The sequence below is a fragment of the Bacillus sp. AFS041924 genome (assembly GCF_002577195.1).
Taxonomy (GTDB): domain Bacteria; phylum Bacillota; class Bacilli; order Bacillales; family Bacillaceae_G; genus Gottfriedia.
In genome coordinates this window covers 21,904-45,496 of sequence record NZ_NULG01000093.1, presented here as the reverse complement: position 1 = coordinate 45,496, position 23,593 = coordinate 21,904, and the positions used below count along the sequence as shown (strand labels likewise).

Here is a 23,593-nt window from a genome sequence, read left to right as displayed (position 1 = left end):
AAATGTTACTAGATTATGCATTCTGTAAGTAAAGTGTCAAACTAATTGGAGGCAGCATGAACGACTTAATGGAACAACCTTTAACTAATTTACTAGCACAATTAACTTATAGTCCTTTATATATCATCACAGTAATATTAGCACTTGGATTTCTTATTTTCTTAAGTGGTGAAGAAGGGTGTTTAATGTTTTTGTGTAAAATATGGGCATGGGTACATATAATTATTTACATATTCGCTATTTACTTTTATATAACTGGCAAACTTTAAAATTGGAATAAAGGGGATATGCTTTTTGCAGACATTTTTTAAATATAACTGGTTGGTAAGAAAAGATTGGTATCGTTGGTGTGAAGAGTTAAGCGAAGTAGAGTTACTACGAAAACGAACAGGTGGAATGGAAAGTATTTTAAAAACTCTTTTTCATATTGTTGATGTAGAGTGGAGTTGGATTCGTGTATTGCAAGGTAAAGATGATTTTCAGGAGGATTTCGAACATTACAATAGCTTGGACAAGGTTCGAGAATTAGATGCTAAATTTCACATAGAAGTAGAAAACTTTGTGAACAAATGGGAAGATCGTATGGACAATAAATTATTTTACGATACCCTTCCTGATGGTAGAATTGAGACAGATACCTGGGGAGAAGTTATGCGACATGTAATCGCTCATGAAATACACCATATCGGACAATTATCAATCTGGGCAAGGGAGTTAGGTAAAAAGCCTATTTCTGCAAACTTAATAGGACGAGGACTCGCTTCTAAATCTAATCATAAATAAGTGAGTGAGTGAAAGCTCACTCCTTTGCTCTGTTCACGTCAATAGTTTGTAAAGTAGAAGAAATGATAGAATGTTATTCATCAGTTTCAATAATAATTGGATTTGAATCAAATTGTTTAAATGTATATGTTTCATTATTTAAGTTGATTTTAAATGATTGACTTTTATTATTATACATAATTTTTACGTTATGAAATTTTTGACTATTGATGATATACAATGAATCTGATTTTTGTGAATAGGTTCCTTTGTCTGTTTCTTGTGAAAATGTGCCACTGTCAGATGCATTAACATCATAATAATAAAAGGCATGATGGTCCTCTTCATCAAATACAATCGATGCAAAAGGTAACATTCCACATAGATAAGTTCCATTTATATTTTGATGAGTTTCTGGTACTTTATATAAATTTGTAGCTAAAAAAAGTACGATTATTGCTATTAAAATTATAAGAACTTTCGCGTAAATCCCCATTTTTCTTTCGAGTCCAGTCATTAGATAAACTCCTTCTTAATAAGGAAATTTTTAAACTTAACTCTCTAATAAATATGCTGACAAAAAGTCTATGAGACTTTTGATTTTTATTTTGCAAATGAAAATTAAAATAAATTAAAAGGACTGTTTAAAGTCGGTATAACTTTGAATAGCCCTTTTATTATGATTTTTACTAATTGTAAAAATTACTCCATTTCTTTAATATCCAATTGGTAAGCTCTAACAATAATCCCGTCATTTGCTGGTTCAAAATCAAATTTCGGCAAGCGTTTAAATCCTAAGCGTTCATATAAACTTATGGCATTTTTCATAAATTCACCTGTATGTAATCCAATTGCTTTAAATCCTTTTTCTTTTGTACGATTTATACATTCTGAAATTAGCGCATATGCAACACCTTGACCGCGATACGCTGAATCAACAGAAAGCATTCGGATTTCAGGGTAGTCAAGCTCGTCGACATAACCTTCATAAGCATTTGTTTTTGCTGGGAATAAAGCAACACTTCCGACAACTTTGCCTTGAAGTGTAGCAACAATCAATTCCACGCCTTTTTGTTCATCTACATTTGAAGAGATGGACTTTTTTAAGGCATTCCAGTGATTAACTGGAAGTACGCTAGCGTATTCATTATAAGCTTCTATTCTTTGTTCACGTATGGATGAATACATTTCTATTTCTGCATTTCGAATATCTAATGTCACCATTTCGATTTTATCTCCTTTTTCTTTTAATGAATGAGAAACTTTCCTTTTTGCCCACTTAAATTTTCTCGATTATGTTTCGTATTCCAGAGCGAAAGTTCAGGACCTTTTGGTAAAATTTTTGGTTCTTCCTTATCTGGTGAAATGGTAATTGATAGATGATAATGTCTTTTAATCGCATCAAAATCAGTCGTTTCTCCAAACCCTGGTGTTTGATATAAGTCTCGTACATAGCCCCATAGATTTTTAAACTCGCGTATTAAGTTTCGATTCGTATTAAACGCTGTAAAGTAGGCAGTATCGAATCTTACAAGAGTTGTATAAAGCCTGACATCTGAATCCGTAATTTTATCACCAAATAAAAAACGTTGATTAGATAATCGCTGTTCTAGCTCATCTAATCTATTGAATAATATTTCAAAAGCATCTTCATAAGCTTCCTGAGATTGAGCGAAACCACATTTGTACACGCCATTGTTTACATCGTTGAAAATGATTTCATTTAGTGCATCAATTTCTTGACGAATCGAACTTGGGTATAAATCTGGTGCGTTTTTCTTATGGTAAGGTTTCCAAACTGTTTCGAAGTAATTTGTTAGTTTAAAATAATCATTATTAACAACCTTACCAGAGTTGATATCTACCATAGCTGGAACAGTCGGTCGACCCGAATAATTTTGATCAGATTTTTTATACACTTCACTCATAAATTGTATGCCTAATACTGGATCCACTCCACCTGAATCCAATGAAAATTCCCAATCCACATGAGCTAGTTTTGGACGCATTGGATTTACAGTTCCTAAACTAATCGCATTTTCTAACCCTAAAACTTTTCGAACAATTACTGATCGATGTGCCCATGGGCAAGCTGCCGACCAAATGAGTCGATATCGACCCGCTTCAACAGGAAGTTCTTCCGGCTTATTTCCAAATAGCGTTGAAAAACGATTTACCTGACGTTTGAAAGATCCATCTACTGTTATTTCAGTAGGTTTAGTTCGATTCATACTTAAACTTCCTTTCTTATTAATTTGGAATATTTTTCAGATTCACTATTTTTGTAAAATACTTAGAAGTAATACTAATACATTATTATACTCTAAATATTCAGAAAATGTATTTTTTTATGGCAATTGATATGATGAACAATCCTATAAGTTTAATAGAAGTTTTGATTGTTAGAAATTATCTCGAATTTGAGGTATATTTAAGTTAATTAAAAAATTTGGAGGATTATGTTAATGGAGATAGGAATCAGTACATTTGTAGAAACAACACCTGATGTAAAAAATGGTGAGGTAATAAGTCATGCCAAACGATTGCGTGAAGTTGTAGAGGAGATTGTGCTTGCTGATCAAGTAGGACTAGATGTATTTGGAGTAGGGGAACATCATCGTAACGATTTTGCTGCATCATCTCCTGCTGTTGTACTTGCTGCAGCTGCATCACAAACTAAGCGAATTCGACTGACAAGTGCCGTAACTGTACTTTCCTCAGCAGATCCCGTACGTGTATTTCAAGAATTTGCTACACTTGATGGTATTTCAAATGGAAGAGCGGAAATCATGGCAGGTCGAGGTTCGTTCATCGAATCTTTCCCTTTATTTGGCTATAATTTGAATGATTATGATGAGCTTTTTGAAGAAAAGCTAGATTTATTATTAACTTTACAAAAATCTGAATTCGTAACTTGGAGTGGAAAGCATCGTCCAGCGATTAACAATATAGGTGTTTATCCACGTCCAGTGCAGGATCCATTACCAATTTGGATTGGAAGCGGTGGAAATAGAGAATCAGTTGTTCGTGCGGGCCTATTAGGACTTCCACTTGTTCTTGCTATTATAGGTGGCCGACCAATTCAGTTCGCTCCTCTTGTCGAGCTTTATAAAAAAGCAGCAGCTCACGCTGGTCATGATGTAAACAAACTAAAGATTGCTTCACATTCACACGGATTTATCGCAGAAGATACCTTAACTGCGGCAGATAAATTTTTCTTACCAACTCAACAAGTCATGAACAAGCTTGGAAAGGAACGCGGATGGGGACTTTATGAGCGATCTACTTTTGATGAAGCAAGAAGTTTTGAAGGCGCACTTTATGTGGGTGACTCTGAAACTGTAGCACAAAAGATTATTCACCTTCGAAAAAACGTAGGTATAACAAGGTTTATGCTACATGTACCAGTTGGATCGATGCCACACGTTGATGTCATGAAAGCAATTGAGCTATTAGGTAAAGAAATTGCACCAATCGTTCGAGAAGAGATCTCAAATTGGGAATCAAATCAATAAATTGTATAAATGAAAACTGTTTTCTATATAGAAGACAGTTTTTTACTATCCATAAATCTAGTGATAATTTTTTATAAATTGGAAAAGAATAGTGCATAGGAAAGGGGGGGGATACATTTGATTTTAAGAAGTTGGTTAACAGGAGTAATATTATTTTTAATGGTAGTCCTATTGATTGCTACGCCAAGTAGTAACTTAGTTTTTGCTGAATCTGCAGTTTCACAAGCAGATGATCGAGAATCTTCAATCGTGGTTGAGTTAAACGATGATTACTTTAATCCAAAAAACATCGTTATTCCGAATGGGACAAAATCAACATTAGTATTGAAAAACAAAGGCAGTAAACCTCACACATTTACTGTCAAAATGCTCAATATTGATGTTGAAGTCCAGCCGGGTAAAGAAACGACAATTTCTGTAGAGCCAAAACAAGCAAATACATATGACCTGATATGTAAGTACCATTTTAATGTAGGTATGGTAGGTAAAGTTATTGTCAAATAGATAGGCAAGGCCAAGTGAGCCTTTGCTTTATTTAGGATATTCCATGTCTTAATAATGAATTTCATCTCCTTAGAATAGTTTTTCATTTCTTTTTGGCAAACCCTCTACATACACTTAGTATGAGGAGGGATATGGATGGAGAACATCGATTTTCATATACTTCAATGGTTTTTCGGTAGTACGCCAATTCTTGGATTGGCATTAATGATGTTTATTATTTCATCGTTTGGGAAACGAAAAGCGATTACGACGATTACGTTTATAGTGACAACAGGCATATGGTTTATATGGAAATCGCTTCCAAACGATATATGGCATCATATGGGAGCGGTCAATCATGTTGGACTTTATCAACATATAACGTTTGCTCTTGTACTCGGTTTAGTTACATCGAGTATTATCAATTCGTTTCTAAAAGTTCGACCTGCTTAAAAAAGGTTGCATGATATATACCTACAATTAGGAGCTTCTCAAAAAGAAGCTCTTTTTTATATTATGAGATTATTGATATATGCCTTAGTTAGATTAAAAAGAAATCGGATACATAAATAATACAGGTTAATCTAATAAAATTTGTTTGACTCTCCCTTCAGGGGAGGCTTTACATTATGTTTTGTAGAGTATTTAATAGGAGTTGAACAAAATGAAAAAACAAAACATGATGTTATCATTAGTATTAATGAACGTATTCATTATTTTTTTAGGGATCGGGTTAGTCGTTCCAGTTACACCTTCAATTATGAATGAATTAAATATATCTGGTACAATTGTAGGTTATATGGTAGCCGCATTCGCAATTACACAATTACTATTTTCACCGATTGCAGGACGCTGGGTAGATCAGTTCGGACGTAAAAGAATGATTATTATCGGTCTATTAACCTTTAGTTTTTCAGAGTTTTTATTTGGAGTTGGTAACACAATTGAGGTTCTTTTTATCTCACGTATGTTAGGTGGCATAAGTGCCGCATTTATTATGCCAGCCGTAACTGCATTTATTGCTGACGTTACAACGGTTGAAACACGAGCAAAAGCACTCGGCTATATGTCGGCTGCAATTTCAACAGGCTTTATAGTTGGTCCTGGCATTGGTGGATTTTTAGCTGAGTTTGGTAATCGCATACCATTTTTCTTTGCAGCAGGATTGGCTGTTCTCGCAGGGATCTTATCCATTACAGTACTTCCTGAACCAGAACGCAATCAAGAAAATAGTGAGGTAAAAGGACAAAAACCAGGTTTTAAACAAATTTTTGCACCAATGTATTTTATTTCGTTTATGGTTTTATTAATTTCACAATTTGGATTGTCTGCATTTGAATCATTATTTTCTTTATTTACTAATCATAAATTTGGCTTTACACCAAAAGATATTGCAATCATGATTACAGGTGGAGGCATTATTGGTGCGATTGCACAAATTGCATTATTTGATCGCCTAACAAAATGGATGGGAGAAATTCGTTTAATTAGATATAGTTTAATTCTTTGTACAATACTAGTATTTTTAATGACTGTAGTGAATTCATACTTTTCAATTTTACTTGTTACGATTACCGTATTTTTAGGGTTTGATTTAATGCGTCCAGCAATAACAACTTATTTATCAAAAATTGCAGGTAATGAACAAGGATTTGTCGGCGGAATGAACTCAATGTTTACTAGTATTGGTAATGTAATAGGACCTATAATTGGTGGAATCTTATTTGATATAGACTTAAACTATCCATTTTATTTTGCAACAGTCTTATTAGCAAGCGGTGTAGGATTAACGATTGCTTGGAAAATGCCAGTTTATCGAACAGCCCAATAAATCTTAAAGCGTATTCTAACATTACGTATAAAGAATACGCTTCTTTTATTAAAATAATAAAGAAGGAGTAAACGCGTTGAAGGAAAAACTATATACAATAGGAGAAGTCTCAAAATTAGTTAATATTTCGATTAAAGCACTCCGATATTATGACAGAATCAACTTATTTAAACCAGCTTATGTCGACCCTGATACGAATTATCGATATTATAAAGACTCGCAAATCCATCTCCTCGATTTAATCAAATCTCTAAAATATATTGGCACCCCATTAGAAGAAATGAAAGAGGTACAGGGGCTTAAGCGAGACGAATTTTTCTCATTTTTAACCGAACAAGAAAAAATTGTTAGAGAAAAAATTGATTCTTTAATGGAAATTGAAAAAATAATCGCAAATGCTAAAAAAGGATTACAAAGGCAAAAAGATTATCCACAATTCGGCGAGGTATTTTTTTCGTATGAAGAAGAAATGCAGATTATTCAAACGAAAGCTAAAGGGATTGACCCTAAAAATATATTAAATGCTTCATATAGTAAATTGAAGAAATTTGCTGCATCAACAGAAGGGTTTAGAAATAATGGATATGGAGCCATTTTCCCTTATAAGCCTTATGCAAAAGTTAATGAAGTATCCTATCAATATTTATTTACACCCGTATTAACAAAAAAACAGACTTCATTATTATTGCCAGATACCGAGGTTGCAAAAATTCCAGAAGGAAAGTACTTATGCATAACATTTAATACCATATCATCAGATGATTATTTTACAAACCTTCAAAAACTAATAAAATATGTAGAAAAACATCAAATAACTGTTATCAGTGATGTATATGAATCATTAATACATAATAATTATTCTCAAGATCAGAATGAAGAATTTATCATCGAAATGAGAGTATTGGTAAAAGATGAATGATTAGAAGTAGTTAAATAATATTAGACCCTAAAAACAGACTCGTTATTGTGTCTGTTTTTTTATTTATTCGATTTATAATTAAATTATTTAAAGTTAGAATTTAAATAATTAATAAAAATACAAAAAAATATAAAAAAAATTAAATAAGTGTTTAATATTTTGATAATTCAGTGTATGATATGATTAAATAATAGAAAGGAGAACAGTATGGCGTATCCTTTACTAACTAATTGTCCTGTTTGCAGGAAAGCGCTTAAAATTACTAAGCTACATTGTAACCATTGTCAGACAACAGTAGAAAATGAATTTGAAGTTTCAAAATTGGCAGCTCTAGAGAAAGAACAGCTACATTTTATTGAGATTTTTCTTAAATGCCGTGGAAATATAAAAGAAGTCGAAAAGGAACTAGGAATCTCCTATCCAACTGTCAGAGGAAAATTAGATGAAATTATCTCTGCATTAGGATATTCTACTCAAAAGAAACCCGAAGTTGATAAAGCAAAAATCGTAACATTATTAGAAAACGGCGAAATTACTGCTGAAAGAGCCATTCAATTATTAAAAGAGGGGGAAGTATGATGAAAGATGAAATTTCGAGAATCTTAACGTTAGTAGAAGAAGGAAAGATTGACAAGGACAAAGCAAGTGAATTAATCACAATTTTACAAGCTAGTGATCAGACAGAAATCGTCACGAGAAAAAAAGTAGTCCAATATGGAAATAAAATGTTAAAGATTCGTGTGAACTCGGAAGTTGGCGATAATGTAAATGTGAATGTACCGATTAATCTAGTAAAAGCACTTTTAAAAGTAGGCACAAATATTGCTGAAAAAATCCCTGAAGCAGAAAAATATGTAAAGGATATTAACGTTGACCTTCTAATAGAAGCAATTGAAAACGAATTAGAAGGACAGATTGTAGATATCACATCAGCCAATGGTGATAAAGTTTTTGTGGTGATTGAGTAGATTATGTTAAAAGTCAAGTTGAAAGTAGAGGGAAAACGCTTCTCCATTCCTGTTCCTTACACGGTATTAAATTTGGCTAGCTTGATTGTTACTTCAAAAAGGATAAATCGGATCATAAATAAAGCCATTGAAAAGAATGGCAGCAAATTCATTATGCCAGCAATAGAAAGAAAAGATTTGAAGCCATTCTTGCAAGAAATTTCAAAGCACAAAGGAGTGATCCTTGTTGATACGAAATTAAAGGATGGAACTGAGGTAGTAGTGAAGATTTAAATAAAGACTCTAAATCATATTTTTTATGAAACAACTACGTCTAGATGTCAATTTATCTAAAACTTAAGAACTTGTAAAAACAATGAACTAATTTGAGAGAAAAACAGTTTAATCTGATTATTTTTACTTATGACATATAAATATAAACATAGAAAAAAGCCTAATTTCTTCGCTTTAAATTTAGAAATTGGGCTTTTAAGATTGAAAGTTATTTATTAGTAAATCATCAACCATTAGTTCCAATTTTGTTTTATATAATAACATTATGTAAACTAAACTAATGTATAAAAGAAAAAAGTAAAACCCCTTTTTAAGGGGGGAATTAATACTCATCATCATCCCATACATTACTTGCATGCTGGGATCGATTCATCATTTTTGCTAAATAAAGTTCAGTAGTTTGAATACTCTCATGACCTAAGCTTCGACTAACTTGATAGATACTAGCTCCTTTTTCAATTGAACGACATGCATAATGATGTCGAAAAAAATGGGGGCTAATATTGCCAGTTCGATTTTGATTCTTCACAAAAGATAATTCAGATTCTTGTATTATTTCAATTACATATTTTGATAAATACTTAAAAGAGTAATGTTTATTAAGTTTATTTGGAAAGAATGGATTTGAATCAGTATTCGAAATTGAATTTGGTAAACCACGTCGACTCCTCAAATTACATAAATCCACAAATACATGATTTAAAATCTTAACTTCACGTTTTTTATTACCTTTTCCAATAATTTCAAGCCAATATCCATTAGAATCCTTTGAGACATTGCCCCAGTTTGCATCAGCTAGTTCTCGAATTCGCATACCGGTTGTAGCTAATAACTTAATAATAGTAGTTTTTACTATGTTTCCATTATAAAAATTCAATAATGCTTTTACTTCACTTTCTTCTAAGTCACGATTTGGTAAGTCATCTTTAGTAATTTTTGCATTTAATATTCGTGTATATAGCGGAACTTGAACATAATTTGTATCAAATAAAAATTTAAAAAAGCTTTTTAAAATTACAAGTTTTCTTGAGAGAGTAGTAACCCGATATGGCTGATTTTTTACACCATACAGATATGTAGATAACCATTGTTGATATGAATCAATATGCCTTTGCTTTAAATTTTTGAAATAAGAAGCCTCTATAAAAGCCTCTACATCCTGACGTAAAAAATCTTCACTTTTCAATAAGTAACGATAAAACTGTAGTAATTCTCTTATGTATTCCATCTTTGTACTATCTTTACGTTGTTTTGATTTTTGAATATCTTTTCGTTGATGAACAAAATAGTAGATCATTTCTAAATCAGAAAATCCTTCATAAATCATACGGTGATTTTTTTCATTTTCAAATTTTGTCTGAAGAAGACTTGGAAAGTATGTTTCATCTATTAAGTACTCAGTTATTTTCGATCCATTAAGAGTTGTATCTGTTATTTGTGCCGAATTTGAAATAAGTAGATTTGATTTTACTAACATTTTACTCACCTCGTAATCTATTATACATAAAATACTGAATAGATAGTATAAATTTAGTAATTTTTTCTAATTAAGCCATAAAAATAGATATTTTATAAATAGTAATATTCAAAGAGGGATTAAAGTAGAAAAATACACTATTATTCTACTTTAATAAATTCTCGTATAATCAATTATTTATAAATAATTAAATCTAGTTTTATTGAATTAATTACTTTTTAACAATTTGTTGGAAATAATTATGATATAATTAGATAATAATATACGAAAAAGGGAAGAATTCAAATGTTAGAACAAGATCAAAAAATGAAAGAGATTGTTACAACAAATGAGGCAGTAGATCATTTAGGGGTTTCTAAGCAAACAATTTACAATTACGTAAAAGCTGGAAAGCTGAAACTTGTTTATGAAGATTGGCAAATTGATGGTACGATGAGGTTTTTCCTAGAGGATATTAATCAATTAAAAACTCAAACTGTCAAACCGGTAGGACTAACTGTTCTTGAAACAGCTAATTTATTAGGCGTATCGAAAGCAACAATTCATCAGTACATAAAAGCGGGGAAAATTAACTCAAGTAAGATAAGTTTTAAAGGTAGACAAACTTTATTTATTCCAGATGAAGAAGTAGAAAAACTAAAAATCGCACATAAAAATGCATCTAGAAAAAAGACTTTTTTTACAAAGGACTTGGAATTTTACTTGTTCGGATTATATGTAATACCAAATTCAAATGAAAAAGCGCGGATTATCGAGCTTAATGAGACAAATGAGATTGTAGCAAAAACAAATATGGGGGAGCTTTTAAATAAAGAAGAGCTCATAAGCCGTGGCTTTAAAAAAGCTTATGAACTGAAACAAGCCAATCATAGTACAAAAAGAGGCAATATTATCTTCCAATTCCCTATTCCTCAGTCGATTAATGCCCCAATATTTGGAATTATTGATTCTTTTTACGAGAATATTGGACACCAAAATATGAATCTTTTTATTGAAAGCAACACAATAAAGGTTGAAATAAAACCTATAAAATTACCATATAATGATGCCCAAATTGAACAAGATTTTGAAATTTTACAAAACTGTTTAATTGATGGTAAGCTTTCTAGTAGACCTGGTTTTATCGTATTTACAAGTAATCAAGAGCAATTGACAATTTTTGTAAAAGATTCAATTAAAGAGAAGATTAAACAAATAGCAACGGGCCATCACACTGGTATTGAGGATATTACAGAGAAACTTTTACGAATGGGTTTAAAAGAATTCGAAAAAAATAATTCATTTTTCGACTAAATAACATGCCAATTTACGACAATGAGTTTGGTCATTATATTAGAAATAAATTCTCGATGCGTCTATGAAACTAGTTTAGATAATTCTGATAATAAGGGAAAGAGGAATGAAAATGAAGTTTATCGATTTACGAAGTGATACTGTAACTAATCCTACTGATGAAATGAGACAAGCAATGTTTTCTGCCGAAGTTGGAGATGATGTTTATGGGGATGATCCAACTGTTCAAAAATTAGAAAAACTAGCTGCTTCAATGATTGGGAAAGAAGCTGCGTTATTTGTACCAAGTGGAACATTTGGTAACCAGCTTGCATTGTTCACACATTGTGATCGTGGAACTGAAGTCATTCTTGGTGAGGATTGCCATATATTCGAGCATGAAGTAGGCGCAGCCTCAATAATTGCTGGCGTTCACTTAAGAACATTACAAACAACTCACGGCAAAATGGATATTAAACGAATTAAACAGTCTATTCGACCTGATGACATACACTATCCGGATACTTCGTTAATCTGTATAGAAAATGCATATTCAAATGGATCTGTAGTAGATATTGATTATATGAAGCAAGTTTATAGCATTGCAAAAGATGCAAAACTACCTGTTCACTTAGATGGTGCAAGAATATTTAACGCAGCTACTTATTTGCAAACGGACGTAAAAGAAATATCTCAATATAGCGATTCTGTGATGTTTTGCTTATCAAAAGGTCTATGCGCACCAGTAGGTTCAATCCTAGCAGGAAGTAAAGAATTTATTGAAAAAGCGAAAAAGAAGCGTAAATTACTAGGTGGCGGCTGGAGACAATCTGGATTTTTAGCAGCCGCTGGTATTATTTCTTTAGAAAAAATGACAAATCGTTTACATGAAGATCATGAAAATGCTCTATATTTAGCTAATCGTTTAAGCGAAATACCAGGTATCAAAGTTGACTTATCTCAACTTCATATTAATTTAGTATTCTTCCAAATGACTGATATGAAAAGAAGCCCAGCGGAAATTGATCAAATTTTTAAAGAGAACGGTATTATTATTTTTGCTCCAGATGAAGATGGTATGATGCGTTTTGCGACACATTATTGGATTACGAAAAATGATATTGATAAAGTAATTGATGTGATGAAAACAATCTAAATTTAGATAAATGTACAGAAAATAGGGGATTGATCATTAATTGATCAACCTCTATTTTTTTGATATAAAGTTAAATAAATAGGATAATTTGCTTTGGAATAAAGATTAAGATTATCGTTATAATTAAGTGAATATTAAGATATTTATAGAATAATTAAAAGTTTGGATCTATAAGGTGTTGAAAATTTGTCATTATTGAAAAGGTACGGGAAATGCTTATCTTCTAATTTATTTGTTTGTTTAATTTTTTATATTATTACTAAAAGTTTTTAAGTAAGGAATCAAGGGGGATTTAAGTGGGAAAATTTAAAAGTTTAGTAGGGTATTTGGTATATTTAATCATCTTAGGTAATGTAATCATAGTTGGTTTAAAGCATCAGAATAGTCTTTACAAGCAGAGTAGTATTACCTATGATTTAATTGATTATTATAAATTTCAAATTTTATTTCCATTAATTATTGGAGCATTATTAGCGATTCCATCGATTTTTAAAAACTTCCTAAAACAGGGGGATTGGAAATTCAATTGGGTAAGATTTATTGTACTTGGTCTTCCTACTTTATATTTTGCTATTATCCCATATTTATTTATAATACATGTTATTTCTATAAAATTTCCCTTTTTAAAACAAATGATGGGTGGTTACTTTGGTCATTCAACAACTACTCTAATGACAATTATTGGATTAGCTGCAGGTTATTTTGTTATGACAAGTTTTGAAAAACAATCAAACAATGAATCTGTTTATAGTACTTACTTAAATTAAATAAAGGCAAAGCATATTTTTTATATAAAATATGTTTTGCCTTTTTGTTTTTTTACTCTTTTTATTTTTGATTATTATTCATTACTAGTCTCTAGGCTATCGACCATTAACAAGTCATTCTTATAGGCAGCCAAAGCGAGTTCGTACCTCACCATTTTGCTCGCTTCAACGAAGTCTCCTTCATTCACAAGACCTGATAATGAATACTTGTGTCCTCTGAGATCAACGTTTAGTTCTGTAATTTTGTTGAATTTGTAACACTCCACAGGTTCGCCAAACTCATCCTTTAACAAGTATTCAGTGTATTTTTGATTGCATGTTTCTGCAACTTCCTCAATTACCTTAAAAGCTTCATCTGGGTTTTGTTTATAGTTGAGTAGCAGGCTTTCATTAACCCGTCGCATTCCACGGTTACCGTTTTGAAGTTCTGTAATGTTACTATAAGAGATTGTATAAAGATATCCGTCATATTGGCGGATTTTTATGTGTCGCAAGCTGATTTCCTCGATTTTCCCCTGACGGTTTCCATTGATAATAACAAAATCTCCGTGACGTATCTGCCGTTCAAACAAGTAGGTTATTCCCATAATATAATCGCGGATAATATGTTGCAGGATTAATGCTAAGGCACCTGCCACCACAGCTGATCCGGTGATTAGCTTTGGTAGGAAGTTGACGAAGTGGCTAAGAACATAGATTAAAAAGAAAACCAGTCCCATTAGCTTTGTCACCTGGTTTGCAAAATGCATTAACGTCTCTTCGTGCCTTTCATCTAACAAGCTTGTTTTGTCAAAAAAAAGTTTAATTGATTTACGAATTAAATAAACTGTTAATATAATCAGCAGTGCCACCATTAAAATTCTAAAAGGCACTTGCTTGAACAAATCCAAGAAAAACATTTGATCACTCCCCACATTTTCCAATATACCATAGGAATGTGAATATAGAGAAATAGATTAATTTCATAAAGAATACCATGAAATAAGAAAAATAAAAACATGACACGTACTAAAATCTATGGTAGAAGAAACTAAAATGACGATAAAGTCAATAATAAAAATTTAAAATTATAAAGTTAGTAGTTAATACGTTAAGCAAAATTTAATAATGGGTAAAATTAGGCACCAGCCTTGCACTCTTTTCTTAGGATGCAAAGTAAAAGTAAAAATTTGAAGAGAGTGGTAACTATGTCGACTTGTCAAAAACTTGCAGATATGATTGGAGGAGTAGTTGTTCAAGCTACTCCAGTTTGTGTAATAATGCGTCTTCGAGATATTGATGCAACGATTTTAGGGCGTCGCACTCGTTCGCCATTAGCACTTCCATTTATGTTATCCTTTGAAGATAATGGTTTAAACTTAGGTGAATCTGTAGTACGTCAGAAAGAGATTAACCCATTAATGTCTGCTTTACGAAAAAGAGGAATTACAGTAACGGCAGTTCATAACCATTGGCTGTTTGATAAACCACGTTTAATGTATATGCATTGGGAGAATGTCACCTTAGATCCGGTTGAATTTACTAGAGTTAGTTTTGAAGCGGCAAAAGAAGCAAGTCTTTTTTAAGGCTACTTTAAGATACCAATAATATGTTTGTTATTAGGTTAAATAGTTTGTTAATTTTGCTCTTCAAACGGCTTTCCAAATTAAAGGATAGTCGTTTTTTTGTTCCCATTTGTGATATATTTACCACTAGAATGTAGTATATGATTTCATCTAAGAGTTCGGAGGAAATAGAATGGATATTTGGGATAAGTATGAATATGTAAAAACAAAGATGGAAATTAAAATAAAAATCGATCAAAAGGGCTTAAAAAGTAGCCCTTATTCTGCAATGGATTTAATAATTTTTGCTAATCGTTTAAGTCCATCATCTATATCTAAAAGAGAAGCAAAAGAATAGGAAATGCGTAGATATTGTTCAGATTGGTGATCATAAACATTTCCTGGATTCAGTAATATTCCTTCTGAAAGTGCAATTTCAAATAATTTCCTCATAGAGAGTGATGGTAACAAGCGCAACCAAATGTAAAATCCACCAGTTGGTTTTTGCCAAACTGCAATATTAGAAAAATACTTGTTTAATCTAGTTAAAGTAAAATCTCGTCTAATTTTCAACTGTTCTCTTACTTCTTTAATGTGCTTATAATATAACCCGCTGGAAAACCATTCTACTGCTGCCCATTGTGATAATGAACTTGAACCATAATCTGTTTGCATCTTTATGTCCGCTAAGTGTTCTACTACTGGTTCTGGACCAACGATCCAACCAATACGAAGACCAGGACTTAAAGATTTAGATAAACTTCCTAAATAAAGTACAAGTCCATTTTTGTCAAAAGACTTAATTGGTTTTGGTGGACTTTCATCAAACCATAATTCTCGGTATACATCATCTTCAATTAAAGGTAGCTGTTCTTGTTGACAAATATCCAGCAATTGTTGACGTCTTTTTGCAGTCATTAATGTACCAGTAGGATTATGAAATGAAGGGATCGTATAAAATAAAGCAGCTTTTTGTTGTTTATTATATTGTTGAATAAGATTTGTTTGAATTCCATCTTTATCCATAGGAATGCCGACTAAACGCATGCCAGCGGATTGGAAGACATTTATAGATTGTAGATACGATGGCTTTTCTGTTAATACCGTAGAATCCCTATGTAATAGACCAACACTAATAAGCTGTAAGGCTTGCAATGCACCAGATACGATTAATATGGAAGATGGGGAAGCAGATATTCCAATTGTACTTAAATAGTTGGAAATTTGTTCTCTTAAAGACAGTAATCCCTTAGGTTCCTCATATCCATAAGAAATTTCACTATTCGCCAATTGGTGAAAAATTTTCTTCATTGATGCACTCGGAATAAGATTTGGAGATAATTCTCCAGTTCCTAAACGAATGATGTTCGGAATAAATTCAGCTTGGTTTATTTCTTGAATCGTCGGCAAGTTTGGCTTGTGGGTTCCTACCTTCACATATGAATTCCAATCAGGTGGCGGGGTAGTAGCTAACAAGTTCCAAGTATTGTTAACTACTCTTGTTCCACTTCCGCTTTTTCCCTCAATAAGTCCATCGGCAATTAATTCATCATATGCAGTTACAATTGTACTTCTATTTACTCCTAACTCTTTGGCCAAAGTACGTTGAGGAGGAAGCCTATATCCAACTGTCCATTCACCGTTTGATATTTTTTCTTTTATATAATCTGTAATCTGTTTATGTATAGGTATTGGTGAAGATTTATTTGGCTTCCAATCGGTTGTAAACATCAAAACATTCTCCTTTTTGTAAACTATTATATTACTTGGTTGGTCTTGATTCAATCCAATTGGTTGGAGACAGATACATCTTTTTAAACTAAAATAAAATCCATTGATTCATTTAATAGAAAAGGAGATCTTAGGATGTTAGAACCATTTATTCATGGATTTATTCTTGCACTAGGGCTGATTATTCCTCTTGGTGTCCAAAACGTTTTTATTTTTAATCAAGGGGTCTTTCAGCCACGATTTGTTAAAGCATTACCAGTCGTTATTACAGCTTCTTTGTGTGATACTCTCTTAATCCTAGTTTCAGTTTTAGGTGTTTCATTGGTTATTTTAGGTTCATTTCTGATTAAGACGATCTTAATTTCAGTAGGGTGTATTTTTTTAATCTATATGGGTTTTACTACATGGAATAGTAAACCAAGTAATGATCGCGAAGTAGAGGCAAATAAATTTCCATTAAAGAAACAAATAATATTTGCAGCATCTGTTTCCTTACTCAACCCTCATGCCATCATGGATACTGTAGGTGTAATAGGAACTAGTTCAATAAATTACCAAGGAGAAGAAAAAGTAATCTTTGCGTTTGCTTGTATTTTAGTTTCATGGATTTGGTTTTTTGGTCTTGCTCTGCTTGGTCGAATAACTGGTGAACTTGATAAATCTGGTAAATTTTTGCCGATATTAAATAAAATATCAGCATTAGTCATGTGGGGAGTAGCAGGATATCTATTGTTTACTCTTGTTACAAATTAATATAAATTTCAATATATTAATAAGAAAATGCTGTAGGGCAAAACCTACAGCATTTTTTTATTAACAATTTTTAATTGCACAAATACATCGCAGGGAACTCAATTATTTTTAACACCAGATGGTGAACTGTTATGTCAGCGTTATCGGGAAGAATCAAAAAGCCTATAAGAGTTTAGCAAATTCACTGGAACAATTTTCGATGAATGAGCTTAATATACTTATAGACATGCAAAAAATATTTTAACTGATTTATGAAATGAACAAACTAATTGTTCGAAATAAGGAGGAAGTTTATTTATGTCAGGATGGGGTGGTGGACCTCCAATGGGTCCCCATGGTTTTGGGCGAATGAAATTTGATGAAAACGCCAAAAAACCAAATATTTCAAAGGCAATACTGCTTAGAATTGCTAAATATTTTATTCCGTATTGGAAACAAACAGTACTTGTTGTACTTATTTTATTAATTACATCTGTACTAGGCATTTTACCGCCTATTATTATTCAACATATTGTAGATACAGCCTTACCAAATAAAGATTTAAGTCTTCTAATTTATCTCGTACTGGCCTCACTTAGTACGACGATTATTTCAGAGCTATTGGGTGTATGGCAAAATTATTTAAATGCATATGTTGCCCAAAAAATTATTTACGATATGAGAAACCAAATGTATCGACAATTACAACAAATGCCACTCCAATTTTATTCGAACGTAAAACAAGGTGAAGTGATCACCAGAATGACGAGTGATATTTCTGGTGTTAAAGCTGTTTTTGATAGTACAATTGTGAGTTTCGCTAACAATTTATTCATACTTATTTCTACCGCTTCAGCTTTGTTAATAATGAATTGGAAGCTTGGAATAGTCGGATTAATTATTGTACCGTTATTTATTCTTCCGACTCGTAAAATGGGGAATGTCCGTTGGAGTATTTCGAAACAGACACAGGAAAAAACTAGTGAGCAAAATCATATTATTCAAGAAACATTAAATATTAGTGGTTACTTATTAATGAAGCTTTTTACAAAAGAACAAAAGGAATTTCAAAATTTTGATGATATTAATGTACAGGCTACAAATCTTAAAATAAAGGAATCTATGGCAGGTCGCTGGTTTATGATGATTTTATCAACCTTTACTAGTATCGGCCCAATGCTCATTTATTTAGTTGGTGGATTTTTATTTATACAAGGTCAGATTACGGTCGGGGCTATTATCAGCTTTGTTGCATTACTTGGTCGTTTATACGGTCCAGTTGGACAATTAACAAATCTATATGTTAATATTATAAGTTCTATTGCCTTATTTGAACGTATTTTTGAATATTATGATATGAAAATAACCATTAAAGATCGTGATGATGCGACTGAAATGAATGTTTCTCATTTAGATATTGAATTTAATGAAGTTTGTTTTTCCTATCAAAAAGATAAAACTGCTTTACAGAATATTTCCTTTATTGCTCCATCCGGTACGATGACTGCTTTAGTAGGACCTAGTGGCGCAGGTAAAACAACCATTACCAACTTAATTCCACGTCTGTATGATTATACTTTAGGTTCAATAAAAATTGGCGATCGTGATATTAGAGAATTCACGCTAGAATCTTTACGTTCTCATATAGGTCTTGTAACACAAGATAGCTATTTATTTAATGGAACGATTAAAGAAAATTTATTATATGCAAAGCCTGAAGCATCAGATGAAGAAATTACGAATGCTTGTAAGGCTGCGTATATTCATGATTTCATAATGGAATTACCAAATGGTTATGAGACGATAGTAGGAAACAGAGGGATTAAACTTTCTGGAGGGGAAAAACAACGAATTTCAATCGCTCGTGTATTATTAAAAAATCCAGAAATCATTATTCTTGATGAAGCAACTTCATCATTAGATACTTTATCTGAATTTTATATTCAAAGTGCAATACAGGGATTATTAAAAAATAAAACATCAATTGTTATTGCTCATCGCCTTTCAACGATTATGGCCGCGGATCACATCATTGTATTAAAAGATGGTCAAATTGTAGAAGAAGGGAAAAATGAAGAGTTGTTGCTGCAAAATGGATTATATAAAGAACTTTATAATAAACAATTTGGTAGAAAAGCAATTGCGTCAATTGAACAATAGATTGGTTGGTTAACATAGTAAAAAGCACAGATTTAATTCTGTGCTTTTTTATTATGTATATTAGTAAAGTTCATTTGATTTTTTTACAAACTCTCCCTACTTTAATTATACCATAAAAAAAATGGCTAAAATAGACTTTATATTACTGTGTTCTACTGATAAAATCAATAGAACATTAAAGGTTAGGAGAGATGTGGAATGAATTCTTTAGTTCTCGATTTCCAAGATATTGATAAAACACAACTTTTACTCGTTGGCGGAAAAGGGTTACATTTAGGTGAATTATCAAAAATTCCAAATATTAAAGTACCAGAAGGATTTTGTGTTACAACAATGGGGTTTCAAAAAGTTATAGAACAAAACGAAACCTATCACGCTTTGTTGGATCAACTAACAATGCTAAATGTAGAAAATCGAGATCATATTGGTAAAATAAGCAGGAAAATTCGAGAAATTATTTTGGAAGAAACAATTCCATCCGATGTTGTGAATGCAGTTTCTAACTATCTCTCCAAGCTCGGCGAGGAACATGCATACGCTGTACGTTCTAGTGCGACTGCAGAAGATTTACCACATGCCTCTTTTGCGGGTCAACAAGACACTTATTTAAATATCATCGGTAAAGAATCAATCTTGAAGCATATCAGTAAATGTTGGGCTTCTTTATTTACAGATCGTGCTGTAATATACCGTATGCAAAATGGATTTGACCATAAACAAGTTTATTTATCAGTTATTATTCAAAAAATGGTTTTCCCACAGGCCTCAGGTATTTTATTTACTGCAGATCCAGTGACTTCCAATCGAAAAGTCATATCAATCGATGCCAGTTTCGGATTAGGAGAAGCACTTGTATCTGGATTAGTCTCTGCTGACTCTTATAAAGTACAAGAGGGCAAAATCGTTGAAAATAGAATTGCTACTAAAAAATTAGCGATCTTTGGACTAAAAGGTGGAGGTACAGAGACAAAACAAATTGAAACGTATCTACAAAACACTCAAGCCCTTACTGAACAGCAAATTTTAGAACTGGAAAGTACAGGAAGACAAATTGAAGCTTATTTTGGCTGTCCTCAAGATATCGAATGGTGCTTAGTAGATGATACATTTTACATTGTCCAAAGTCGCCCCATCACTACATTATTTCCAATCCCCGAATTAAATGACCATGAAAATCACGTCTATCTTTCTGTCGGCCATCAACAAATGATGACTGATCCAATTAAACCATTGGGTTTGTCGTTTTGGATGTTAACTACTAGGGCACCTATGCGTAAAGCTGGAGGTAGGTTATTTGTTGATATTTCTCAAAATCTTTCTTCACCTGACAAAAGAAAAATGTTTATAGATGCCATCGGAAAATCCGACCCGCTCTTAAAAGACGCTCTTTTAAAGGTTGTAGCGCGAGAAGATTTTATTCAGTCATCACCGGAGAATAAAGATACGAGCACAACTAGAAACAGCCAAGATCAATCATCGTCAAATTTTAAACCACTAATCGAAAACGATCCTACGATCGTTTCTGAATTGATTAACAAAAACAAAACATCAATCGAAGAGTTAAAACAAAACATTCAAACGAAATCAGGAACAGAGTTAATGGATTTTATTCTTAAAGATATTCAAAAATTAAGAGAGCTATTATTTGATCCACGAAGTTCGGCGGTGTTTATGTCTGCTATGAATGCAACGGAATGGATCAATGAAAAAATGAACGAGTGGTTAGATGAAAAAAGTGTAGGGGATACACTTACTCAATCTGCACCTAACAACATTACTTCTGAAATGGGTCTTGCGTTATTGGATGTAGCAGATGTGATTCGTCCTTATCCAGAAATCATTCACTTTTTAGAACATGTTAAAGATGATCACTTTTTGTACGAACTAATTAAATTTGATGGTGGACAGGAAACAAAGGATGCAATTGATGATTTTCTCAGTAAATACGGAATGAGATGTACTGGCGAAATTGATATTACGAATACACGTTGGAGCGAAAAACCAACTATTCTAATTCATATGATTCTTAGTAACATCAAAAATTTTGAGCCTAATGAAAGTAAAAGGAAATTTGATCAAGGGCTACAAAGAGCATTGAAAAAAGAGGAAGAGCTTTTAGAACGATTGAAACAATTACCAAGTGGTATACAAAAAGCGAAAGAGATAAAAGAAGTAATTAGCCTAATAAGAAATTTCATCGGTTATCGTGAATATCCAAAATACGGAATGATTAGTCGCTATTTTGTCTATAAACAAGAAATGTTAAAAGAAGCAGAAAAACTCGTAGAAGCTAATGTTATCTTCGAAAAGGAAGATATATACTATCTTACTTTTGAAGAGTTACATGAAGTTGTTCGTACAAAAAAACTTGATTACCACATCATAAATAAAAGAAAAGACGAGTACAAATTATTTAATAAATTAACCCCTCCACGTGTTATTACATCAGATGGTGAAATAATTGAAGGTGAATACAAACGAGGAAATCTTCCAGCCAATGCGATCGTGGGTCTTCCTGTTTCTTCCGGAGTTATAGAAGGGCGTGCACGTGTCATCTTAAATATGGAAGATGCAAATCTGGAAGAAGGAGACATATTAGTTACATCATTTACTGACCCAAGTTGGACACCACTTTTTGTAGCGATTAAAGGATTGGTGACTGAAGTGGGTGGACTGATGACTCATGGAGCGGTTATTGCACGTGAATATGGTTTACCTGCTATAGTCGGAGTGGAGAATGCTACCAAGCTCATAAAAGACGGACAAAGAATCCGCGTACATGGAACTGAAGGGTATATTGAAATAGTATAATTTGATAAGAAATAGCAGAAAAGCCGATTTTCTAATTGTGGAAATCGGCTTATTATATTTGAAATAATGGTAGTTTTAGGTAATTACTACAAAAAAATGGTGTATAATAGGCTAAAAAATAACGAGAGGAGTGCATCGTAATGCTTTCATTCATTTTAGTAGTTTTAACGTTATTTTTGATACCAGGTCCAGCTGTAATATTAACATTATCGCAAACAATGAAGGGTGGGAAATGGAATGGAATATTAACGGGGGTCGGAATCGCTGTTGGTGATTTGATTCACACTTGTGCATCAGTTTTTGGGCTTTCTGCGATTTTAATGACTTCAGCATTTGCTTTTGAAGTCGTGAAATATTTAGGGGCTGCCTATTTATTTTACTTGGGGATTACTGCACTTATAAGAAAATCTAAAACTAGTAAAAAAACGACTGTACAAAAAGAAATAAATAGTAAACTTTCATTTCGCCAAGCTGTACTGATAGAAGTATTAAACCCTAAAACTGCATTATTTTTCTTAGCTCTTTTACCACAATTTGTTCAACATAATGGCCAATCCGTATTCTTCCAGCTGTTAACTTTGGGGTTAACATTTGTACTACTTAGTATTTTATACACAACTTTATTAGTACTTTTATCAAGTGTCATCAGTAAAAAAATCTTTAGCAAAAACACAAAAGGACCAAAATGGATGGGAAGAATGATTGGGTTCGTGTATATTGGATTGGGTTTGAGAGTTGCTCTTCAAACACAATCGTAACTAAAAGATTGTAAAAAAGGAGGAATACAAAACCTTCTTTTGAAAGATGAAAACAAAAATAAGGAGCTGAATTATTCAGCTCCTATACAAAAGATGGGAAGATATTCTAATTTCATTCAAAATACAAATGATAATGGTTTTTGCACCCAGGATTAAAATCTGATTCACATTTTGGACATTTATAGTTGCTATCTCGATATTCTTGAATCGTTAATTCTTCATGACAGTTACCGCAAAGAATTGCTTTTGTTGCCCATTCGTTTTTACTCCAGACTATTGGTTCATGATTTGTGCTTTCCTCATGGCAATAAAAACATCCAAAGTATGTGTCACAGCACTTGAATTTAATAGCAATAATATCTTTTTCTGTATGGTAATGTTTGCAACGTGTATGGTTATCGATCGAACCCATTACTTTCATACTTCTTCCTCGC

The 23,593-nt window shown here is 32.4% G+C and carries 25 protein-coding genes; 18 read left to right on the top strand and 7 right to left on the bottom strand.

Features of this window, described 5'->3' with window-relative positions; all coding sequences use genetic code 11:
- Positions 1-56: 56 nt before the first annotated feature.
- Positions 57-269: a hypothetical protein gene (locus COC46_RS16530; RefSeq protein ID WP_098811016.1), complete on the top strand. Its 213-nt coding sequence runs from the start codon at positions 57-59 to the stop codon at positions 267-269.
- 25 nt (positions 270-294) lie between these two features.
- On the top strand, positions 295-783 hold the full coding sequence (locus COC46_RS16525) for a DinB family protein (protein WP_098811015.1): 489 nt from the start codon (positions 295-297) through the stop codon (positions 781-783).
- A 73-nt stretch (positions 784-856) separates the two neighbouring features.
- Here COC46_RS16525 and COC46_RS16520 read toward each other — a convergent pair whose 3' ends face one another.
- From COC46_RS16520 to COC46_RS16510, 3 genes are all read right to left on the bottom strand, one after another.
- The gene (locus COC46_RS16520; protein WP_098811014.1) at positions 857-1,279 is read right to left on the bottom strand and encodes a hypothetical protein; all 423 of its coding nucleotides are present in this window, start codon (positions 1,277-1,279) and stop codon (positions 857-859) included.
- Positions 1,280-1,464: 185 nt separating this feature from the next.
- Complete coding sequence (locus COC46_RS16515) at positions 1,465-1,986, bottom strand: GNAT family N-acetyltransferase (protein ID WP_098811013.1); 522 nt, start codon at positions 1,984-1,986, stop codon at positions 1,465-1,467.
- Positions 1,987-2,009: 23 nt separating this feature from the next.
- On the bottom strand, positions 2,010-2,993 hold the full coding sequence (locus COC46_RS16510; RefSeq protein WP_098811012.1) for a glutathione S-transferase family protein: 984 nt from the start codon (positions 2,991-2,993) through the stop codon (positions 2,010-2,012).
- A gap of 234 nt (positions 2,994-3,227) precedes the next feature.
- On the opposite strand from COC46_RS16510, the gene COC46_RS16505 reads away from it, so the two are divergent.
- The 8 genes from COC46_RS16505 to COC46_RS16470 all read left to right on the top strand — a co-directional run bounded on the left by COC46_RS16505 (position 3,228) and on the right by COC46_RS16470 (position 8,751).
- The gene (locus tag COC46_RS16505) at positions 3,228-4,277 is read left to right on the top strand and encodes an LLM class flavin-dependent oxidoreductase (RefSeq protein WP_098811011.1); all 1,050 of its coding nucleotides are present in this window, start codon (positions 3,228-3,230) and stop codon (positions 4,275-4,277) included.
- A 159-nt stretch (positions 4,278-4,436) separates the two neighbouring features.
- A complete protein-coding gene (locus COC46_RS16500) occupies positions 4,437-4,781 on the top strand; it encodes a cupredoxin domain-containing protein (protein ID WP_098811030.1) in 345 nt (114 codons plus the stop codon).
- Positions 4,782-4,916: 135 nt separating this feature from the next.
- Positions 4,917-5,213 carry a hypothetical protein gene (locus tag COC46_RS16495; protein WP_098811010.1) on the top strand — a complete coding sequence of 99 codons (297 nt, stop codon included), beginning with the start codon at positions 4,917-4,919 and terminating at the stop codon, positions 5,211-5,213.
- Between the two features lie 211 nt (positions 5,214-5,424).
- Entirely contained in the window at positions 5,425-6,591 is a 1,167-nt protein-coding gene (gene norA / locus COC46_RS16490) for a multidrug efflux MFS transporter NorA (RefSeq protein ID WP_098811009.1), read from the top strand.
- A 76-nt stretch (positions 6,592-6,667) separates the two neighbouring features.
- Complete coding sequence (locus COC46_RS16485) at positions 6,668-7,510, top strand: MerR family transcriptional regulator (protein ID WP_098811008.1); 843 nt, start codon at positions 6,668-6,670, stop codon at positions 7,508-7,510.
- A gap of 207 nt (positions 7,511-7,717) precedes the next feature.
- A complete protein-coding gene (locus COC46_RS16480; protein ID WP_098811007.1) occupies positions 7,718-8,089 on the top strand; it encodes a DUF2089 domain-containing protein in 372 nt (123 codons plus the stop codon).
- The gene (locus COC46_RS16475) at positions 8,089-8,478 is read left to right on the top strand and encodes an SHOCT-like domain-containing protein (protein WP_098811006.1); all 390 of its coding nucleotides are present in this window, start codon (positions 8,089-8,091) and stop codon (positions 8,476-8,478) included. Before COC46_RS16480 ends, COC46_RS16475 begins: the two co-directional genes overlap by 1 nt.
- Positions 8,479-8,481: 3 nt before the next feature.
- Positions 8,482-8,751 carry a hypothetical protein gene (locus tag COC46_RS16470; protein ID WP_098811005.1) on the top strand — a complete coding sequence of 90 codons (270 nt, stop codon included), beginning with the start codon at positions 8,482-8,484 and terminating at the stop codon, positions 8,749-8,751.
- A 322-nt stretch (positions 8,752-9,073) separates the two neighbouring features.
- Here the strand turns inward: COC46_RS16470 and COC46_RS16465 are convergent, their stop codons facing one another.
- Positions 9,074-10,228, bottom strand: coding sequence for a tyrosine-type recombinase/integrase (locus COC46_RS16465; RefSeq protein WP_098811004.1), 1,155 nt, complete (start codon positions 10,226-10,228; stop codon positions 9,074-9,076).
- Between the two features lie 285 nt (positions 10,229-10,513).
- On the opposite strand from COC46_RS16465, the gene COC46_RS16460 reads away from it, so the two are divergent.
- From COC46_RS16460 to COC46_RS16450, 3 genes are all read left to right on the top strand, one after another.
- Complete coding sequence (locus tag COC46_RS16460; protein WP_098811003.1) at positions 10,514-11,521, top strand: helix-turn-helix domain-containing protein; 1,008 nt, start codon at positions 10,514-10,516, stop codon at positions 11,519-11,521.
- A gap of 112 nt (positions 11,522-11,633) precedes the next feature.
- Positions 11,634-12,656 (top strand): low-specificity L-threonine aldolase, encoded by a 1,023-nt coding sequence (ltaE, locus tag COC46_RS16455; protein WP_098811002.1) that lies wholly within the window; start codon positions 11,634-11,636, stop codon positions 12,654-12,656.
- A 296-nt stretch (positions 12,657-12,952) separates the two neighbouring features.
- Positions 12,953-13,423, top strand: coding sequence for a hypothetical protein (locus COC46_RS16450; RefSeq protein ID WP_098811001.1), 471 nt, complete (start codon positions 12,953-12,955; stop codon positions 13,421-13,423).
- A 74-nt stretch (positions 13,424-13,497) separates the two neighbouring features.
- Here COC46_RS16450 and COC46_RS16445 read toward each other — a convergent pair whose 3' ends face one another.
- Positions 13,498-14,322: a mechanosensitive ion channel family protein gene (locus COC46_RS16445; protein ID WP_098811000.1), complete on the bottom strand. Its 825-nt coding sequence runs from the start codon at positions 14,320-14,322 to the stop codon at positions 13,498-13,500.
- A 288-nt stretch (positions 14,323-14,610) separates the two neighbouring features.
- On the opposite strand from COC46_RS16445, the gene COC46_RS16440 reads away from it, so the two are divergent.
- Complete coding sequence (locus COC46_RS16440) at positions 14,611-14,988, top strand: DUF1259 domain-containing protein (protein WP_098810999.1); 378 nt, start codon at positions 14,611-14,613, stop codon at positions 14,986-14,988.
- Positions 14,989-15,246: 258 nt separating this feature from the next.
- Here the strand turns inward: COC46_RS16440 and pdxR are convergent, their stop codons facing one another.
- On the bottom strand, positions 15,247-16,698 hold the full coding sequence (pdxR, locus tag COC46_RS16435; RefSeq protein WP_098810998.1) for a MocR-like pyridoxine biosynthesis transcription factor PdxR: 1,452 nt from the start codon (positions 16,696-16,698) through the stop codon (positions 15,247-15,249).
- 135 nt (positions 16,699-16,833) lie between these two features.
- On the opposite strand from pdxR, the gene COC46_RS16430 reads away from it, so the two are divergent.
- The 4 genes from COC46_RS16430 to COC46_RS16415 all read left to right on the top strand — a co-directional run bounded on the left by COC46_RS16430 (position 16,834) and on the right by COC46_RS16415 (position 23,159).
- A complete protein-coding gene (locus COC46_RS16430; RefSeq protein ID WP_098810997.1) occupies positions 16,834-17,451 on the top strand; it encodes a LysE/ArgO family amino acid transporter in 618 nt (205 codons plus the stop codon).
- A 297-nt stretch (positions 17,452-17,748) separates the two neighbouring features.
- Positions 17,749-19,590, top strand: a complete 1,842-nt coding sequence (locus tag COC46_RS16425) for an ABC transporter ATP-binding protein (protein WP_255294939.1) — start codon at positions 17,749-17,751, stop codon at positions 19,588-19,590.
- A 198-nt stretch (positions 19,591-19,788) separates the two neighbouring features.
- Positions 19,789-22,401: a phosphoenolpyruvate synthase gene (ppsA, locus tag COC46_RS16420; RefSeq protein WP_098810996.1), complete on the top strand. Its 2,613-nt coding sequence runs from the start codon at positions 19,789-19,791 to the stop codon at positions 22,399-22,401.
- A gap of 140 nt (positions 22,402-22,541) precedes the next feature.
- Positions 22,542-23,159 carry a LysE family translocator gene (locus COC46_RS16415; RefSeq protein WP_098810995.1) on the top strand — a complete coding sequence of 206 codons (618 nt, stop codon included), beginning with the start codon at positions 22,542-22,544 and terminating at the stop codon, positions 23,157-23,159.
- Positions 23,160-23,271: 112 nt separating this feature from the next.
- Here the strand turns inward: COC46_RS16415 and COC46_RS16410 are convergent, their stop codons facing one another.
- On the bottom strand, positions 23,272-23,580 hold the full coding sequence (locus COC46_RS16410) for a CHY zinc finger protein (protein WP_098810994.1): 309 nt from the start codon (positions 23,578-23,580) through the stop codon (positions 23,272-23,274).
- Between the last annotated feature and the right edge of the window lie 13 nt (positions 23,581-23,593).

Coding starts and splice junctions, on each gene's coding strand:
- COC46_RS16480 (WP_098811007.1), top strand. CDS start 7,718: ATGGCGTATCCTTTACTAACTAATTGTCCTGTTTGCAGGAAAGCGCTT.
- COC46_RS16505 (WP_098811011.1), top strand. CDS start 3,228: ATGGAGATAGGAATCAGTACATTTGTAGAAACAACACCTGATGTAAAA.
- COC46_RS16460 (WP_098811003.1), top strand. CDS start 10,514: ATGTTAGAACAAGATCAAAAAATGAAAGAGATTGTTACAACAAATGAG.
- COC46_RS16500 (WP_098811030.1), top strand. CDS start 4,437: ATGGTAGTCCTATTGATTGCTACGCCAAGTAGTAACTTAGTTTTTGCT.
- COC46_RS16475 (WP_098811006.1), top strand. CDS start 8,089: ATGAAAGATGAAATTTCGAGAATCTTAACGTTAGTAGAAGAAGGAAAG.
- COC46_RS16470 (WP_098811005.1), top strand. CDS start 8,482: ATGTTAAAAGTCAAGTTGAAAGTAGAGGGAAAACGCTTCTCCATTCCT.
- COC46_RS16410 (WP_098810994.1), bottom strand. CDS start 23,580: ATGAAAGTAATGGGTTCGATCGATAACCATACACGTTGCAAACATTAC.
- COC46_RS16445 (WP_098811000.1), bottom strand. CDS start 14,322: ATGTTTTTCTTGGATTTGTTCAAGCAAGTGCCTTTTAGAATTTTAATG.
- COC46_RS16515 (WP_098811013.1), bottom strand. CDS start 1,986: ATGGTGACATTAGATATTCGAAATGCAGAAATAGAAATGTATTCATCC.
- COC46_RS16520 (WP_098811014.1), bottom strand. CDS start 1,279: ATGACTGGACTCGAAAGAAAAATGGGGATTTACGCGAAAGTTCTTATA.
- COC46_RS16430 (WP_098810997.1), top strand. CDS start 16,834: ATGTTAGAACCATTTATTCATGGATTTATTCTTGCACTAGGGCTGATT.
- pdxR (WP_098810998.1), bottom strand. CDS start 16,698: ATGTTTACAACCGATTGGAAGCCAAATAAATCTTCACCAATACCTATA.
- COC46_RS16495 (WP_098811010.1), top strand. CDS start 4,917: ATGGAGAACATCGATTTTCATATACTTCAATGGTTTTTCGGTAGTACG.
- COC46_RS16440 (WP_098810999.1), top strand. CDS start 14,611: ATGTCGACTTGTCAAAAACTTGCAGATATGATTGGAGGAGTAGTTGTT.
- COC46_RS16425 (WP_255294939.1), top strand. CDS start 17,749: ATGTCAGGATGGGGTGGTGGACCTCCAATGGGTCCCCATGGTTTTGGG.
- COC46_RS16465 (WP_098811004.1), bottom strand. CDS start 10,228: ATGTTAGTAAAATCAAATCTACTTATTTCAAATTCGGCACAAATAACA.
- COC46_RS16415 (WP_098810995.1), top strand. CDS start 22,542: ATGCTTTCATTCATTTTAGTAGTTTTAACGTTATTTTTGATACCAGGT.
- norA (WP_098811009.1), top strand. CDS start 5,425: ATGAAAAAACAAAACATGATGTTATCATTAGTATTAATGAACGTATTC.
- ppsA (WP_098810996.1), top strand. CDS start 19,789: ATGAATTCTTTAGTTCTCGATTTCCAAGATATTGATAAAACACAACTT.
- COC46_RS16530 (WP_098811016.1), top strand. CDS start 57: ATGAACGACTTAATGGAACAACCTTTAACTAATTTACTAGCACAATTA.
- COC46_RS16510 (WP_098811012.1), bottom strand. CDS start 2,993: ATGAATCGAACTAAACCTACTGAAATAACAGTAGATGGATCTTTCAAA.
- ltaE (WP_098811002.1), top strand. CDS start 11,634: ATGAAGTTTATCGATTTACGAAGTGATACTGTAACTAATCCTACTGAT.